A 16,574-nucleotide genomic window follows, 5' to 3' on the forward strand; every position below is an offset into this window, starting at 1 on the left:
AACCGGACACAATCGGGACCATCCCCATGATCATCGCGGGAAATGTCACGAACACCGGATCAGCCGACCACCGACACGGCCGCCTCTACTTTCTCGGTTCCACCACGGGGCGATGCACCACCTCGTCGATGACCGTGAGGGTCTGCGTCGCGGTGACTCCCGGCAGCGCTTGCAGTCGAGTCAAGATCAGGTCGCGCAACTGGTTCGTGTCGGCTACGCGGACGAGGAGGACGATGTCGGCCGAGCCCACGACGTACCAGCAGTACTCGATCTCCGGGTAGGAGGACAGAATCTCCCGGTTGGCGCGCCAGTCGGGCTGGCTGCCGGAGATCAGGACCAGGGCGGTGACGCCCAGACCCATCTTGGCGTGGTCGGTGACGACCGAGTACCCGCGGATCACGCCGTCGTCGGTGAGGCGCTTGATCCGGTTGTAAGCGGTGGCCCGGGAGACGTTCGCCATCGCGGCGACCTCGGTGATCCCGGTCCGGGCGTCCTGCGCGAGCGCGCTGATGATCGTCTCATCCGTGGCGTCCGGTAGCCGGGCGGCCCTGGTGCGCCGCACGCCGTCACGCTCCTCATTGGCCATAGGCGAGCTCCTACCCCGTTAGTCCGCCAGCGGCGCCGCTGCCACTGACAGCCGATGTGTCCCTTCGCTGATATTGCGCACTCATTATCAAGACATGACCTGTGTTTTGACCAGCCGCGTGGCGCGATCACCGCACTTTGGCGGCCGAACGGGTGGTCCTTTGGCAGCGAATCGGGCAGTCTTGGCAGTGATCGGAGCTCTCGCCCTCCCCGGCCGCGGCCGCACCCCAAGGAGGATGGTGGCGATGCCGGTGCCAACCGCCGTCCGCGATCGCGCGCGGGGTTTCCTGCCCGCCGGCGCCGAGATCCGGTACATCTTCCCGGCCTCCTTAAACGAGTCGGCCTTCTTCATCTTCGTCGTCACCGATTCGGCCATCACGGTGCTGGCCAACCGGTTCTGGAGCCGGTCGCGGCCGAAGAACATCTGGCACGTGTTCCCGCGCGACATCCGCCTCGGCCCGGTGCGCACGCACCTGATACCAACGTTCGACCTGGGCGGGCACACCTTCGAGGTGGACGACGAGTACGTCGCGGTCATCAACGCCTGCGACGCCGAACTGTCCCAGGACACCGCGCTGCCTCCGGACCCACTCCCCGACCTCTGAGCACCCACCACCCGGAAACGACCATCGAGTCATGGTTGCTGCTGTGTTGATGCCGTGTGTCGTTTTTGGGGTCCCACGCAACGCGGATTTAGACGATCGCGGACCAATGCGAGTCAAGTGTTCTTGTTTGTTTCGACTTCACCGCTAAATCTAGCGCATCTGTAGATTCTGTGACGACAATCATGTCAGGACAACCCTGCCTACCACCCAGGTCACAGGAGAGCCGCCTGACATGCAGACCCACGAGTCCCCCACCGCGGACACCCCCGCCGCGGTCGTCGACGACCTCCCACCCGAGGTGTCGCGCTCGCTCTACCGCGACATGCTCACCGCCCGGCTGCTGGACACCGAGGCCATCGCCCTGCAGCGCCAGGGCGTGTTCCCCGCCTACGTGTCGCTGCGCGGCCAGGAGGCCGCCCAGGTGGGCAGTGCCGCCGCCCTCGACCGCGAGCTGGACTTCGCGTTCCCGACCTACCGGGAGATGGCCGTCGCCCTCACCCTGGGCGTCGACATGGTCGGCTACATGGCCAGCCACCGCGCCCTGTGGCACGGCGGCCTGTACGATCCGATCAAGTCCCGGCTCTCCTCCCTCAACGCCGTCGTCGGCGGCCCCGTCCCGCACGCCGTGGGCTGGGCGCTCGGTGAGCGGTTGGGTGAACGTTCCGGCTGCGCGATCGCCTATTTCGGCGACGGCGCCAGTTCCGAGGGCGACATCCACGAGGCGATGAACTTCGCCGGTGTGTTCACGGCACCCGTCGTCTTCTTCTGCCAGAACAACCGCTGGGCGCTCTCGGTCCCCAACGAGCGGCAGGTTTCCGGCGGTTCGGTGGCCGCCCGCGCCGCCGGATACGGGATGCCCGGCGTCACCGTCGACGGCAACGACGCCGAGGCCGTCTACACCGCCACCCGCGAGGCCCTGGAGCGCGCCCGCTCCGGTGCGGGCCCCACACTCATCGAGGCCCTGACCTACCGGGTCGAGCCGCACTCCACGTCCGACGACCCCACGCGCTACCGCGACCGGGACGACGAGCTGGCCTGGCGCGATCTCGACCCGCTGCCCCGTCTGCGCACCCGTCTGGAGGAGGCCGGGCACGCCGACGCCGCCTTCTTCGAGCGGACCGAGGCCGAGGCCCGCGCCGAGGCCGAGCGGATCCGCGACGGGGTGAGCGCCGCCCCGGCTCCGTCGGGGGCGGACCTCTTCACCCACGTGTACCGCGAACCCACCGAGGAGCTCGCCCGGCAGCAGCGCGTATGGCGCGAGGAGGTAGCTGAACTGTGATCGAACTGAGCGTTGAGGAAACCCCGAACGGCGCCAAGACGCCGCCCGTCGAGCTGTCCATGCAGCAGGCGATCAACCGCGCGCTGCGCCGACTCCTCCACGAGGACCCGACCACCCTGGTGTTCGGCGAGGACGTGGGCCGCCTGGGCGGCGTCTTCCGTGTCACCGACGGCCTGCAGCGCGAGTTCGGCGAGAAGCGGGTCTTCGACACCCCGCTCGCCGAATCCGGCATCATCGGTCTCGCCGTCGGCCTGGCCATGAACGGCTACCGTCCCATCCCCGAGGTGCAGTTCGACGGGTTCGCCTACCCCGCCGTCGACCAGATCGTCAACCAGATGGCGCGGATGAACTACCGCTCCCGCGGCGCCGCGCCCATGCCGATCACGCTGCGGCTGCCCAGCTTCGGCGGCATCCAGGCGCCCGAGCACCACGGCGAGAGCCTGGAGGCGCTGTTCGCGCACGTGCCCGGGTTGAAGGTGGTGGCGCCGTCCGACCCCGCCGAGGCCTACCGCACGCTGCTGCAGGCGGTGCGCTCCGACGACCCGGTCATCTACATGGAGCCCAAGGCCCGCTACTGGGACCGCAAGCCCGTCGACCTGCCCGAGCCGCCGACGACGGATCAGGCCGGGGACGGCTCCGAAAGCTTCGATCCCATCGGGACCAGCCGCGTCGTGCGCCCGGGTCGGCACGCCACTCTGATCGCCTGGGGGGCGATGGTGCACCGTTGTCTGCAGGTGGCCGAGCTGGCCGCCGAGGACGGTGTCGAGCTGGAGGTGCTGGACCTGCGCTGGCTCAAGCCCATTGACGCCGACGGCCTGAAGGCTTCGGTCGCGCGCACCAGGCGGGCCGTGGTGGTGCACGAGGCCCCGCTCACCGCCGGCCTGGGCGCGGAGGTGTCCGCGCTGATCACCGAGCGGGCGTTCCGCGACCTGGCGGCGCCGGTGCAGCGGGTCACCGGCTTTGACGTGCCCTATCCGGCGGGCCCGCTGGAACCGCAGTACCTGCCCACGATCGACCGCGTCCTGCTCGCGGTGCAACGGACCCTGGAGTTCTGACGACGATGGCCGAACAGACGTTTACCCTGCCCGACCTCGGCGAAGGGCTGGTCGAAGCCACCGTGCTGGAGTGGCTCGTGGAGCCCGGGCAGCGGGTGGAGCGCAACCAACCGCTCGTGGAGTTGGAGACCACGAAGTCGGCGGTGGAGATCCCCTCGCCGCACAGCGGCGTCATCGCCCGCCTGCACGGCGCGGAGGGCGACGTCATCAAGGTCGGCGATGCCCTGGTGACGTTCGAGGTGGAGCAGGCCGCCGGGATCGTGGGGACGGTCCCGGCCTCCGACGAGAAGCCCGCGCGGCGCGTGCGGCTGCGCCCGCCGTCCTGAGCCGGCGCCGAGGCGCGGGATACGGCGCGGGCAGAGCGCCCAGCGCCGCCCAAGGGGTCGTGCGAATAGCGGCATTTCAGCGGGGCTGACCCTTCGAAGAAACGTCCGGACTGACGGCCGTGACGGCACGGCCCGCTCCGGAAGCTGTACGCAGCGGCGTGCCGTTGGCGTATCGCCCGTTTATCGACAACTACAACGACCTCCCAACCAATCGGCGCGCCATTTCGGAGTAAAATCCGAAGCCGACAGAAGTCGGGGTCTGATAAATGCCGGAACTCCAGGCGGAAAGAAGATTCCCCAGATGTACGCAACCCTCACTGGCGACGTTACTTTGCGTTATGTGGACATGGACCCGGGCACTGGCTCGGCCCGTCCGCCCGTCCTCCTGGTCCACGGCTTCGGGTCGAGCTACGAGATGAACTGGGAGCGCACCGGATGGCCGACGGTGCTCGCCGGTGAGGGGCTCCGGGGCATCGGCATCGACCTGCGCGGACACGGCGGTAGCGACAAGCCGCATGATGACGACGCCTACCTTCCGGAGGTGCTCGCCGCCGATATCGAGCGGCTGCTGGACGCGCTCGACGTGCCGCGGGTCGACATCATCTCCTACTCGATGGGATCCCGCGTGACCTGGGAGTTCGCCCTGACCCGTCCGGAGCGGGCGCGGCGCGTGGTCCTCGGGGGGTTCGGCCCGCGCAACGCGTTCGAGGGCACCGACCTGGACCGCCTGGAGACCGACACCAGCCCCTTCGGCGACCTGTTTCGCATGGTCACGGCCCTCCCCGGGGCCGACACCGCCGCCCTGGCGGCCTGCGTCCGCGGCCAGGCGTCCCGCCCCTTCACGCCCGACCCCGCGCCGACGAGCGTTCCCCTGCTGTTCGTCGCCGGGGAGAAGGACGTCATGGCCGAGGGCGTCGAGGATCTGGCCGCGCGGTCGAGCGCGGTAGGGGTGGTCCGGGTACCGGGACGCGACCACGCGACCGCCGTGTCCGCGCGGGCGTTCAAGACCGCCGCGACGGAGTTCCTCGCCCGTGCGGCCGCGGACACCCCCACCAGCTGATCCATGGTTGCGGAGCGTAGGCGTCGACCTTCGCTCCGCCGCCGCATTCCCTGGCGATCCGCAATGGGCGCATTTGGAGTTTTCTCCAATGGCGCGCTCCGGTTAAAGTCAGCGTTTCACACAGCTCGTTACCAGAGGTCAGGCGTAGCATGGACCGTTGAAAGTATGGTTTTCATAACGTCCGTGTCACTCTGCTCTCGCCTTCGTAACAACCTTTCTCAACCGATTGGTGGCTATTCCTCCAACGGCTATCGTCCAGCTGCAGAACCCGGCGAGTGCGCCTGAGGCAGGGACGCGGTCCGGGCCGATTCGGGAGGAAAACACGTGAGACGAAGAATCGCTGCCAAGGGCGCGGCCGCCGCGACCGCAGCAGTACTCGGCCTGGCCATGGCGGCCTGCGACAACCCGCAGGACAGCAAGGGCGGCGACACCGCGCAGGGCGACGCCGAGCTGCGCATCGGCCTCGCCTATGACGTCGGCGGCAAGGGCGACAAGTCGTTCAACGACTCGGCCTACCGCGGCCTGGAACGCGTCAAGGACGAACTCGGCATCACCGACGTCAAGGACTTCGAGCCCAAGGAGGGCGAGGCCGAATCCGACAAGGAGGAGCGCCTCAAGCTCATGGCCAACGAGGGCTACGACGTCATCATCGGTGTGGGCTTCGCCTACGCGGAGCCGCTCAAGGAGGTCGCGCCCGAGTTCCCGGACGTGAACTTCGCCATCATCGACTCCCGGATCGAGGACCACGACAACGTCACCAGCCTGGTGTTCGCCGAGGAGCAGGCGTCCTTCCTGGCCGGTGCGGCCGCGGCACTGAAATCCGAGGAGGACCACATCGGCTTCGTCGGCGGGGTGAAGACCCCGCTGATCCAGAAGTTCCAGGCCGGGTACGAGGCCGGGGCCAAGGAGATCAACGACGACATCGACATCGAGGTCTCCTACCTGACCCAACCGCCGGACTTCGGGGGCTTCTCCGACCCGGCGCGCGGAGAGTCCACCGCCAAGGGGCAGTTCGACAAGGGGGCCGACGTCGTCTTCCACGCGGCCGGCGCCTCGGGCAACGGTGTCCTGCAGGCCGCCGCCGACCGCGAGCAGCTCTTCATCGGCGTCGACAGCGACCAGTACGCGAACGCCCCCGACGACCAGAAGCAGTACGTCGTCACCTCCGCGCTGAAGAACATCGACACCGCCGTGTTCGAGTACGTCAAGTCGGTCGCCGACGGCAAGACCCAGACCGGTGTCCAGGAGTTCGACCTGTCCGACGGAGGCGTTGACTACGCGACCTCCAACAGCGAGCAGATCTCCGACATCCAGGACCAGCTCGACGAGCTGAAGCAGAAGATCATCGACGGCGAGATCGAGGTTCCGACCAAGCCGTAGCGCCGGTCCCCTCGCCGCAGCGCGGCACCGGGTCACGATCAGCACACCCTTTTCGTTATCCCGGTGCCGCGCCGCATTCACCACCGATCCAGCACCGCCCCGCATCCCCGCGCCCCGTCTCAGAGACAGAACCCTCGGAGACACACCGCACCGCGGCGGCCCACAGCCACGAGGAGACGGATTGAGCAGCACCCCATCGACGGGCGGGGCGGCTCCACCCCCCGCCGTCGAGCTGCGCGGGATAACCAAGAGGTTTCCCGGCGTCGTGGCCAACCACGACATCGACATCACCGTGTCGCCCGGAACCGTCCACGCGATCGTGGGCGAGAACGGCGCCGGCAAGTCCACCCTGATGAAGACCCTCTACGGCATGCACCGGCCCGACGAGGGCACCATCGCGATCAACGGCACCCAGGTCCGCCTGCACTCCCCGTCCGACGCCATCGCGCACGGGATCGGCATGGTGCACCAGCACTTCATGCTGGCGGACAACCTCACCGTGCTGGAGAACGTGGTCCTCGGCGCCGAGGGCCGCAACGGCATCGGCGCCAAGGCGCGCGACGCGATCCGCGAGCTGTCCCAGCAGTACGGACTGGGCATCGAGCCCGACCGGCTGATGGAGGAACTGGGCGTCGGCGAGCGGCAGCGGGTCGAGATCCTCAAGGTGCTCTACCGCGGCGCCCGGATCGTCATCCTGGACGAGCCGACGGCCGTCCTGGTGCCCCAGGAGGTCGACGAACTCTTCGCCAACCTCCGCGAGCTGAAGCGCGAGGGGCTGACGGTCATCTTCATCTCGCACAAGCTGGACGAGGTCCTCTCCGTGGCCGACGAGATCACCGTGATCCGGCGCGGCACCACCGTCGCGACCGTCGACCCCGCCCAGACCACCGCGCGCGAGCTGGCCACCCTCATGGTCGGCGGTGAGCTGCCCGTCCCCGAGCTGCGCGAGTCCACGGTCACCGACCGCACGATGCTGGAGATCGACGGGCTGAGTGTCCTGGCCCCCAGCGGGCGGCCGGTCGTCGACGACATCTCCCTGTCCATCAGGTGCGGCGAGATCGTCGGCATCGCCGGGGTCGAGGGCAACGGCCAGTCGGAGCTCATCGAGGCGGTCATGGGCCTGCGGACCGCCGACCACGGCCGCGTCCGCCTCGACGGTACCGACATCACCGGCGCCAGCACGCTGGCGATCCGCGAGTCCGGGGTCGGCTACATCCCCGAGGACCGGCAGCGCCACGGCATCCTGCTGGAGTCTCCGCTCTGGGAGAACCGGATCCTCGGCCACCAGCGGCAGCGGCCCAACGCCAAGGGCATGCTGATCGACCGGGCGGGCGCCCGCGCCGACACCACGCGCATCGTGGCCGAGTACGACGTCCGCACCCCCGACATCGACGTCAACGCCGACGCGCTGAGCGGCGGCAACCAGCAGAAGCTGATCATCGGACGCGAGATGAGCAACGCCCCCAAGGTGCTCATCGCCGCCCACCCCACGCGCGGCGTGGACGTCGGCGCGCAGTCGGCCATCTGGGCGCAGCTGCGCCGGGCGCGCGCCGAGGGGCTGGCGGTGCTGCTCGTCTCCGCCGACCTGGACGAGCTCATCGGCATGTCCGACACGCTCCACGTGATCCTGCGCGGCCGACTGGTCGCCGAGGCCGACCCGCACGCGGTCACCCCCGAGCAGCTCGGCTCGGCCATGACCGGCGCCGGCCTGAACAGGGGCGCCGAGGACGGGGACGGCCGCACCAGCGGCGGGGTCGCCCCCGAGGACGACGCGGGCGGCGCCCACGGCGGCAGCGGATCTGGCAGCAGCGGTGGGGAAGGCGGCGACAGCGCATGAGAGTCACCCTCCCCCTTCCGGCCGCGGTCGCGGTCGCCGTACTGCTCGGCGTCGGCGTGACGGCACTGGCCGACCTGACCCTGCTGGCCCCAGCGGCCCTGGCGATCGGCGTCGCGCTGGCGTTCGGCGCGGTGGTGCTGCTGATCGGTTCGGGCACCCCCGACGCGACCTCGACGGTGCACCGGACCCTGGTCGCGCCCATCGCCCTGGTCCTGTCCGTAGTCACGGGCCTGCTGGTCGCCGCCGTCCTCGACTGGTGGCTGATCGAGCCGGTCGCCTACGCTTTCGGTGCCCTCGCCGGGGCGCTGGCGGCGTTCGGGCTGTACCGTCGCCTGTCGACGACGCTCGCGCTGGCGTTCGCCGCGGTGGGCGCCGCGGGCGTGCTCGCCCTGGTCGTGACCGCCGTGGTGCTGTGGGGCAGCGGCGTGGACGCCCTGCACGCGTTCTCCCGGATGGTCGAGTTCGGCACCCGGCCCGACAGCCTGGTGACGATCGTCAACAACGGCACCACGTTCTACCTGTCCGCGGTCGCCGTGGCCATCGGCTTCAAGATGAAGCTGTTCAACATCGGCGTCGACGGCCAGTACCGGCTGGCGGCGCTGCTCGCCGCGGCGGTCGGCGGCGCGTTCGTGCTACCCCCGGTGATCCACCAGATCGTGATCATCGTCGTCGCGGTGGCCGTCGGCGGCTTCTGGGCCGGGATCGCCGGGTACCTCAAGGTCACCCGGGGCGTCTCCGAGGTGATCTCGACGATCATGCTCAACGCCATCGCCACCGGGATCACCGCCTACCTGCTCAACACCAACCGGCTCGCCGTCAAGATCAGCGAGAACAACATCGGCACCAAGCCGATCGCCGAGTCCGGCTGGGTGCCCGGCATCCCCGCCGGGTTCATGGGGTCGGGGCGGCCGATTTTCGGCCTGGTGCTGCTGGCCGTCGGCGTCGGCGTCGGCTACTGGTTCATGCTCAACCGCACCCGGTTCGGCTTCGAGCTGAGGGCCACCGGACAGTCGGGGACCGCGGCCCAGGCCAGCGGTATCGACGTCAAGCGCATGGTGTTCATCTCGATGGTCATCTCCGGGATGGTGGCCGGTCTGGTCGGCATGCCGCAGCTGCTCGGCCAGTCGCACTACTACGCGCTGGACTTCCCGGTCGGCCTAGGGTTCACCGGGATCGCGATCGCGCTGCTCGGCCGCAACCACCCCGTCGGCATCGCGTTCGCCGCGATCTTCTGGGCCTTCCTGGACCAGTCGGCGCAGATCCTGGACATCGACGGCATCCCCAAGGAGATCGCCGTCGTCACCCAGGCGACCATCGTGCTCACCGTGGTCGTGGTCTACGAGGTCGTGCACCGCTGGGGCCGCCGCTACCAGCAGCAGCAAGTCGGCAAGGAACTCGCCCGGGCGGAGGTGGCGTCGTCATGAGCCAGGAAATGACAGTGGCGACGCCGGAGGCGGCGCCGCCGCCGGTCCGCTCCTCGGCGCGCGTACGGTGGCGGATCGTCGGGCTGGTCGCGGCGGTGTTCGTGGCCCTGGCCGGGGTCCGGTTCATCACCGGCCAGCCCATGCTGACCAATATCGGCACGATCCAGACGACCCTGGCCTTCGCCGTACCGATCGGCCTGGCGGGCCTGGGCGGCCTGTGGGCGGAGCGCTCCGGAATCATCAACATCGGTCTCGAAGGCATGATGATCCTGGGCACCTGGTGCTCGGCCTACTTCGCGTGGAGCCTCGACAGCCCGTGGGCCGGGCTGGTCGCGGGCGTCGTCGGCGGCATGCTCGGCGGGCTGCTGCACGCCGTGGCGACGGTGACCTTCGCCGTCGACCACATCGTGTCGGGCGTGGCGATCAACATCCTCGCCCTGGGCGCGATGCGGTATCTGTCCATCCTGTCCTACAACGACGTCCCCGGCGCCGGTGCCGCACAGTCGCCGCCGCTGCCGTCCTTCCCGAGGGTCGGGCTGCCGTTCGTGGCCGACCTGCTCGCGCCGGTGCGCGCCACCAAGTGGTTCGTGGTCTCCGATCTGGCCTCCCTGATCGCCGGGCTGACCACCGGAATGTCCATTGTGACGCTGCTGGCGATCCTGCTCGTCCCCACCACCTACTGGGTGCTGTTCAGAACGACGTTCGGGCTGCGGCTGCGCTCCTGCGGGGAGAACCCCGACGCCGCGGAGTCGCTGGGTGTCCCGGTGTACACCTACAAGTACATCGCGGTCACCGTGTCCGGCGGGTTCGCCGGCCTGGGCGGGGTGTTCCTCGCGATGGTCGCGTCCTCGATCTACCAGGAGGGGCAGACCGGTGGCCGCGGGTACATCGGACTGGCCGCGATGATCTTCGGCAACTGGCGACCGGGCGGCCTGGCGATGGGCGCCTCGCTCTTCGGTTACACCGACGCCCTCCAGGTGCGCGGCGGTGGCGCCGCGGTCCACGCCCTGCTCCTCCTCATCGCGGCCGCGCTGGTCGCGGTGGCCGTGTGGCAGTGGCGGCGCGGTGCACGGCGGACGGCGATCGTCGCCGCCGTCGGCGCGGTCGTGCTGCTGGCCTGGTACCTGCTGACCGACACGCTCCCCGGTGAGCTGGTCACCTACAGCCCGCACATCGCGACGCTGCTGGTGCTGGCCCTGGCCGCCCAGCGGCTCCGGGCGCCCGCGGCGATCGGCCGCCAGTGGCGGAAATCGTGACCGGCTCCGAGTCCAGCCCTGAGTCCACCCCCGCGTCCGGCGCCCTCGGTCCGGCGGCGGACACTGTCGACTGGCCGCGGCTGCGCGCCGCGGCCGGCCGGGCCATGCGCACCGCCTATGCCCCCTACTCCCGGTTCCCGGTGGGGGCGGCCGCGCTGGCCGAGGACGGGCGGACGGTGACCGGCTGCAACGTGGAGAACGCTTCCTACGGGCTGACGCTGTGCGCCGAGTGCGGACTGGTGTCGGCCCTGCACGCCTCGGGCGGCGGCCGGCTCACGGCGTTCACCTGCGTGGATGGTGAGGGGCGGCTGCTGATGCCGTGTGGTCGGTGCCGCCAGCTGCTCTACGAGCACGGCGGCCCCGGCCTGCTGATCGATACGCCGGAGGGCGTCCTCCGCATGGCCGACGTGCTGCCGCAGGCGTTCGGACCCCACGACCTCGAACGCTGACCCCAGAGAAGAGGACGCACGTGGACGTCATCGACATCATCGTGACCAAGCGCGACGGCGGTGAACTGACCCCGGGCCAGATCGACTGGGTGATCGACGCCTACACGCACGGCGCCATCGCGGAGGAGCAGATGGCGGCGCTGAACATGGCGATCGTGTGGCGCGGTATGACCCGGGCCGAGGTCAGCCGGTGGACGGAGGCGATGCTGTGCTCCGGCGAGCGGCTGGACTTCACCGACCTGCCCCGTCCGACCACCGACAAGCACTCCACCGGCGGGGTCGGCGACAAGGTCACGCTGCCGCTCACCCCGACGGTCGCCGCGTGCGGCGCGGCCGTGCCGCAGCTGTCCGGACGCGGACTGGGGCACACCGGCGGCACCCTGGACAAGCTGGAGTCGATCCCCGGCTGGCGGGCCGAGCTGTCGCCCGCCGAGATGCGCCGCACGCTGACCGAGGTGGGCGGGGTGATCTGCGCGGCCGGTACCGGACTGGCCCCGGCCGACCGGAAGCTGTACGCGCTGCGCGACGTCACCGGCACGGTGGAATCCATCCCGCTGATCGCCAGCTCCATCATGTCCAAGAAGCTCGCGGAGGGCACGGGTGCGCTCGTGCTCGATGTCAAAGTCGGCTCCGGGGCGTTCATGAAGGACATTGCCTCGGCCCGGGATCTGGCCCGGACCATGGTCGACATCGGTAACGACAACGGCGTCCGCACGGTCGCGCTGCTCACGGCCATGGACACGCCGCTGGGGCGGCAGGTCGGCAACGCGCTGGAGGTCGCCGAGGCGCTGGAGGTCCTCTCCGGCGGCGGCCCGGAGGACATCGTGGAGCTTACCGTGCGGCTGGCCCGCGAGATGCTCGCGGCCGCTGACCTGCCGGACGCTAAGGACCCGGCCGAGGCCCTGCGGGACGGCTCGGCCATGGACGCCTGGCGCCGCATGGTCCGCGCCCAGGGCGGCGACCCCGACGCGCCGCTGCCCGTCGCCGCCGAACAGCGCGAGATCCTGTCCCCAGCGTCGGGCACCCTCTCCCGCCTGGACGCCTACGCGGTCGGCATGGCCGCCTGGCGCCTGGGCGCCGGACGCGCCCGCAAGGAGGACCGCGTCTCCGCGGGCGCTGGCGTCACCCTCCACGCCAAACCGGGCGGGCGCGTGCGGGTGGGACAGCCACTGTTTACCCTGCACGCCGACGACCCGACCCGCTTCGACCGCGCCGCTGAAACCCTCGTGAACGCCTTCGACATCGACGGGGAAGCGGACCGGCTCCCGCTGGTCATCGACCGCATCGGGTGATGAGCACTCGGTGGCGGGACATCGGTCCGCCACCAAGTGCGTCGGCGGGGGCTGCTGAGCGGCCTTCTCCGCGGTCGCCTGCGCGGTGTTCTTTGGCGAAGAGCAGCGCCGAGGGCGGTGGGTGTGCCGGGGCCGCCGATCGTCTGACAGGTGGGCGCAGAAGTTGCCCCCGGGGCGATGGGAAAGCGCTCTGTGGTCTTTGGGGGCGTGGAGGCGGGGATCCGGCCGGGCCCGTCGACGCCCCCGGGCCTGGCCGGAGCGCTGCTGTTCCGCTTCACGTGAGAGCACTTCCGCCACGCGGGAGTTCGGCGCCCTTTCGGCGATGATCATGGTCAGGGACCCGGTTCCGTCCGTTATGCCGGGACAATCCCCATGATCATCGCCGACTGGGCCGCGGACAGCGTTTTCCCGCCCCTCGGGGCCACCCGGCCCTACCCGGTGGGCGACAGGGAACCTCCGCCCCCTCCGGCCGCCGCTGCCGCCGTGCCCGCTCCACCGGGACCGTGCGTGGGGACGCTGCCCCCGACGCTGGCCGGGCCCATCCCCGCCCCGGGACAGGACCGGCGGCCCCCACCCCCTTCCGCCCTCGGTGCTGCTCTTCGCCAAAGAACACCGGACCGGCGACCACCAACAAGGCCGCCCAGCAGACCTGGTCCGGAATCGATGCGTCGCCCCTCGCGACAGACGCTACGGGAACATCTCCCGAACAGCCGCCTTCAGTTCCTCGATGTGGGCATCGGCCACCGCACGCGTATCGGCGACCTCTCCGTCGACCGGGAGGATGACCTCAAGGTAGGCCTTGAGCTTGGGTTCCGTTCCCGACGGGCGCAGGGTGACGCGGGCGCGGGCCGGGCCGCCGAGGCGGTAGCGCAGGGCGTCGGTGGCGGGCAGGCCGTCGCGTCCCTCGGCGAAGTCCTCTACGGCTTCGACCTCCAGCGAGCCGAAGGCGCGCGGTGGCTCGGCGCGCAGGCGGTGCATCGTGCTTGCCAGCAGGGACAGGTCCCGCACGCGCACCGCCACCTGGGCGGTGCGGTGCAGGCCATAGCGGCGCGCCTGGTCATCGAGGAGGTCGAGGAGGGTGCGCCCCCCGTCGCGCTTGGCCTCGGCCGCCATCGCGGCCACGGCCAGGGCCGCGCTGATGCCGTCCTTGTCGGCGACCGGCCGTGAGGTGTCACCCCCCAGGCAGTAGCCCAGCGCCTCCTCATAACTGAAGACGTTGCGCTCGCCCGGGCCGCCCGCCCGGGCCAGCCACTTGAAGCCGGTCAGCGTCTCCACGCTGCGGACGCCGTAGTCGGTGGCGATCTTGGGCAGCAGCCCGGCCGAGACGATCGTGGTGGCCACCACCCGGTCGCCGCCCGCGGTGTGCCGCAGGATGTACTCGGCCAGCAGGCCGCCGACCTCGTCGCCGGTCAGCAGGCCGTGACCGGGCACGGCCACGGCGAGCCGGTCGGCGTCGGGGTCGTTGGCCAGCACCAGGTCGCTGCCGTTGCAGCGGCCAGCGGCCAGCGCGAGATCCATGGCGCCTGGTTCCTCCGGATTCGGGAACGCCACGGTCGGGAAGTCCGGATCGGGCTCGGCCTGCTCCGGCACGACACTCGGCGCCGGGAACCCGACCCGCTCGAACGCCGTCCGCAGGGTCGAGCCGCCGACCCCGTGCAGGGGCGTGTAGGTCACGGAGATGGCGCGGTCGGAGCCGAGCGGCAGGGCGGTGATGGCGTCCAGATACCGCTCGACGATCTCCTCGTCGACGACGGTCCAGCCGCTCCCGAGCTTCAGCTCGCTCACCGGGCCGACGGCGTCGATCGCCGCGGAGATCTCGGCGTCGGTCGGCGCGACGATCTGGCTTCCGGCACCCGGCCCCTCGCCGCCCATGTAGACCTTGTACCCGTTGTCCTGCGGCGGGTTGTGGCTGGCGGTCACCATGATGCCCGCGTCCGCCCCCAGGGATCGCACCGCGTAGGCCAGCACCGGCGTGGGCAGCGGCCGCGGCAGCAGCAGGGCGGTGGACCCCGCTCCGGTGAGCACGGCGGCGCTGTCCTCCGCGAAGTCCGCGGAGCGGTGGCGCGCGTCGTAGCCGATCACCACGCACCGCCCCGGGCCCAGCCACCGGCCCACCCCGGCGGCGGCGCGCATGACGGTCACCCGGTTCATCCGGTTGGGCCCGGCGCCCAGCGCCCCGCGCAGCCCGGCCGTACCGAATTCGAGCCGGGCGCCGAACCGCTCGGCCAGGGCCGCGTCGTCCCCGGCGTCGAGGATGGCCCTCAGTTCGTCGCGGGTCCGCGGATCGGGGTCCTGCTCCAACCAGGCCTCGGCCTGCCTGCGCAGCGATGCGGCTGTGTCTCCCACGTCCCTACCACCCATGATCTGCGCGTCCTTCCAGATAATGCCGCCCCTCTCCCCGTTGATCTCGGCGATATCGACCGAATATCCGCTGTAATTCGGTCGATACCGCCGAGATCAACGGGGATTGGGTGGGTCGGGGTCAGAGCTTGTCCACGACGGCCGTGAGCAGCTCGCCGACGTCACCGGCCGCGCTGCGTCCCGCCGCCAGCACCTCCTGGTGGTCGAGGTTGGCGCCCTCCAGCCCCGCGGCGATGTTGGTGACCAGCGAGATCGCCATGACCTCGGCACCGTGCTCGCGCGCCGCGATCGCCTCCAGAACGGTGGACATGCCCACCAGGTCAGCGCCCAGGGAGCGGAGCATCCGGATCTCGGCGGGGGTCTCGAAGTGCGGGCCGGGCATGGCCGCGTAGACGCCCTCACGCAGCGACGGCTCGGCCTCCTTGGCGAGCTCACGGAGTCGAGTGCTGTAGGTCCGGCTGAGGTCCACGAAGTTCGCACCGCTCAGCGGGCTGCGCATGGTGAAGTTCAGGTGGTCGGAGATGAGCACGGGGGTGCCGACGCCGAACTCGGGGTTGAGCGACCCCGCGGCGTTGGTCAGGATCACCGTGGACGCCCCGGCCGCGGCCGCGGTGCGCACGCCGTGCGCCACCGCGTCGGTGCCGTGGCCCTCGTACAGGTGCGTGCGGCCGAGGAAGACCAGCAGCCTCTTGTCGCCGCGGGTGACACTGCGGATGCTGCCGCTGTGCCCCTCCACCGCGGGCGGCAAAAAACCGGCCAGGTCGCTGGCGGGGAACTCGTCATCGGCCGCACCGAGCATGTCAGCGGCCGGCGCCCAGCCCGATCCCATGACGAGCGCGGCGTCGTAGGAGTCCACCCCCGTACGGGAGCGCAGTTCCTCAGCCGCTTTCTGGGCCATCTGCTTGGGGTCGGTTCTCACTGCTGGTTCTCCTCACGGTCACAGTGCCGGGCGGAAGGGCCCGCGGGGCGATCTTGTCCCGTCCGCGCCTGTCGGGGCAATGCCGAACCGCCCACTCGGGCGGAACCTTTGGTCAACTCTGATCTGCGGATACGTCAGCCGACGGAGCGGCGCAGCACCAGCTGGGGCCCCGCCTCGCCGTCCTGGTAGCGCCGCCCGGTCCTCTCGAAGCCTCCGGAGAGGTAGGAGCGGATGGCGACGGGGTTATGCTCATTCACGGTCAACAGGATCTCGCCCGCTTCGGGCGCGATGGCGCGCACGAGCGGGTCGAGGGCGGCACAGGCGGCGCGGCCGACGCCGCGCCCCTGCCACTCGGGCGCGATGTAGAACGCCCGCAGCAGCACCGCCCGCTGCGGAGCGTCGGTGAGCTCGGGGAGGATGCCGAGGCGGTCGAGGATGCCGAACCCCACCGTCTCGTCGGCGCGCAGGACGGCGAACGGGGTGCGGTTGGGATCGGCGTCGGCCCGCGGCAGCGTCTCCACGGCCTCGCCCGCGAAGCGGCGCTGCCCCGGTGCGAGCCGGATCCTGAGCACGGCCGCGCGCGCTCGCGCGACTTCCGGTGTCTCCTCGTCGAGGCGGAGCACCGCCACCTCGGCGCCGCTCACCGTGGGTGCCGGTTCCGCCATTCGTCGCTCCACCACCGCTCTCCCGCGTCGTCGTCGGTTGCCTTTTCTCTATCTCTCCCCTGGTCCCGTCGAGATCCCGGT

15 protein-coding genes are annotated in these 16,574 nt (G+C 70.6%); 11 read left to right on the forward strand and 4 right to left on the reverse strand.

Annotated features, from left to right (window positions below; all coding sequences use genetic code 11):
- Positions 1 to 85: 85 nt before the first annotated feature.
- Positions 86 to 586 carry an Lrp/AsnC family transcriptional regulator gene (locus ABD259_RS15595; RefSeq protein WP_344104683.1) on the reverse strand — a complete coding sequence of 167 codons (501 nt, stop codon included), beginning with the start codon at positions 584 to 586 and terminating at the stop codon, positions 86 to 88.
- A gap of 244 nt (positions 587 to 830) precedes the next feature.
- Between ABD259_RS15595 and ABD259_RS15600 the strand changes: the two genes are divergently transcribed.
- The 11 genes from ABD259_RS15600 to ABD259_RS15650 all read left to right on the forward strand — a co-directional run bounded on the left by ABD259_RS15600 (position 831) and on the right by ABD259_RS15650 (position 12,548).
- Positions 831 to 1,190 (forward strand): hypothetical protein, encoded by a 360-nt coding sequence (locus ABD259_RS15600; RefSeq protein ID WP_344163287.1) that lies wholly within the window; start codon positions 831 to 833, stop codon positions 1,188 to 1,190.
- 232 nt (positions 1,191 to 1,422) lie between these two features.
- A complete protein-coding gene (locus tag ABD259_RS15605) occupies positions 1,423 to 2,469 on the forward strand; it encodes a thiamine pyrophosphate-dependent dehydrogenase E1 component subunit alpha (RefSeq protein ID WP_344163290.1) in 1,047 nt (348 codons plus the stop codon).
- 59 nt (positions 2,470 to 2,528) lie between these two features.
- Entirely contained in the window at positions 2,529 to 3,524 is a 996-nt protein-coding gene (locus tag ABD259_RS15610) for an alpha-ketoacid dehydrogenase subunit beta (protein ID WP_344163498.1), read from the forward strand.
- Positions 3,525 to 3,529: 5 nt separating this feature from the next.
- Positions 3,530 to 3,850 (forward strand): biotin/lipoyl-containing protein, encoded by a 321-nt coding sequence (locus tag ABD259_RS15615; RefSeq protein ID WP_344163293.1) that lies wholly within the window; start codon positions 3,530 to 3,532, stop codon positions 3,848 to 3,850.
- A gap of 301 nt (positions 3,851 to 4,151) precedes the next feature.
- Positions 4,152 to 4,910, forward strand: coding sequence for an alpha/beta fold hydrolase (locus tag ABD259_RS15620; RefSeq protein WP_344163296.1), 759 nt, complete (start codon positions 4,152 to 4,154; stop codon positions 4,908 to 4,910).
- A gap of 324 nt (positions 4,911 to 5,234) precedes the next feature.
- Positions 5,235 to 6,290: a BMP family lipoprotein gene (locus tag ABD259_RS15625; protein ID WP_344163299.1), complete on the forward strand. Its 1,056-nt coding sequence runs from the start codon at positions 5,235 to 5,237 to the stop codon at positions 6,288 to 6,290.
- A 181-nt stretch (positions 6,291 to 6,471) separates the two neighbouring features.
- Complete coding sequence (locus ABD259_RS15630) at positions 6,472 to 8,127, forward strand: ABC transporter ATP-binding protein (RefSeq protein WP_344163302.1); 1,656 nt, start codon at positions 6,472 to 6,474, stop codon at positions 8,125 to 8,127.
- Entirely contained in the window at positions 8,124 to 9,551 is a 1,428-nt protein-coding gene (locus tag ABD259_RS15635) for an ABC transporter permease (RefSeq protein ID WP_344163305.1), read from the forward strand. The genes ABD259_RS15630 and ABD259_RS15635 overlap by 4 nt, the downstream gene beginning before the upstream one ends.
- Positions 9,548 to 10,807 (forward strand): ABC transporter permease, encoded by a 1,260-nt coding sequence (locus ABD259_RS15640; protein ID WP_344163309.1) that lies wholly within the window; start codon positions 9,548 to 9,550, stop codon positions 10,805 to 10,807. The genes ABD259_RS15635 and ABD259_RS15640 overlap by 4 nt, the downstream gene beginning before the upstream one ends.
- Positions 10,804 to 11,256 carry a cytidine deaminase gene (locus tag ABD259_RS15645; protein ID WP_344163312.1) on the forward strand — a complete coding sequence of 151 codons (453 nt, stop codon included), beginning with the start codon at positions 10,804 to 10,806 and terminating at the stop codon, positions 11,254 to 11,256. Before ABD259_RS15640 ends, ABD259_RS15645 begins: the two co-directional genes overlap by 4 nt.
- 20 nt (positions 11,257 to 11,276) lie before the next feature.
- Positions 11,277 to 12,548 carry a thymidine phosphorylase gene (locus ABD259_RS15650; protein WP_344163315.1) on the forward strand — a complete coding sequence of 424 codons (1,272 nt, stop codon included), beginning with the start codon at positions 11,277 to 11,279 and terminating at the stop codon, positions 12,546 to 12,548.
- Positions 12,549 to 13,235: 687 nt separating this feature from the next.
- Here the strand turns inward: ABD259_RS15650 and ABD259_RS15655 are convergent.
- From ABD259_RS15655 to ABD259_RS15665, 3 genes are all read right to left on the reverse strand, one after another.
- Positions 13,236 to 14,909 (reverse strand): phospho-sugar mutase, encoded by a 1,674-nt coding sequence (locus ABD259_RS15655; protein ID WP_344163318.1) that lies wholly within the window; start codon positions 14,907 to 14,909, stop codon positions 13,236 to 13,238.
- 121 nt (positions 14,910 to 15,030) lie between these two features.
- Positions 15,031 to 15,828: a purine-nucleoside phosphorylase gene (locus ABD259_RS15660; RefSeq protein ID WP_344104716.1), complete on the reverse strand. Its 798-nt coding sequence runs from the start codon at positions 15,826 to 15,828 to the stop codon at positions 15,031 to 15,033.
- Between the two features lie 134 nt (positions 15,829 to 15,962).
- Positions 15,963 to 16,493: a GNAT family N-acetyltransferase gene (locus ABD259_RS15665; protein ID WP_344163321.1), complete on the reverse strand. Its 531-nt coding sequence runs from the start codon at positions 16,491 to 16,493 to the stop codon at positions 15,963 to 15,965.
- Positions 16,494 to 16,574: the final 81 nt, after the last annotated feature.

Origin of the sequence: Nocardiopsis rhodophaea, assembly GCF_039530945.1 — a bacterium.
Lineage (GTDB): Bacteria > Actinomycetota > Actinomycetes > Streptosporangiales > Streptosporangiaceae > Nocardiopsis_C > Nocardiopsis_C rhodophaea.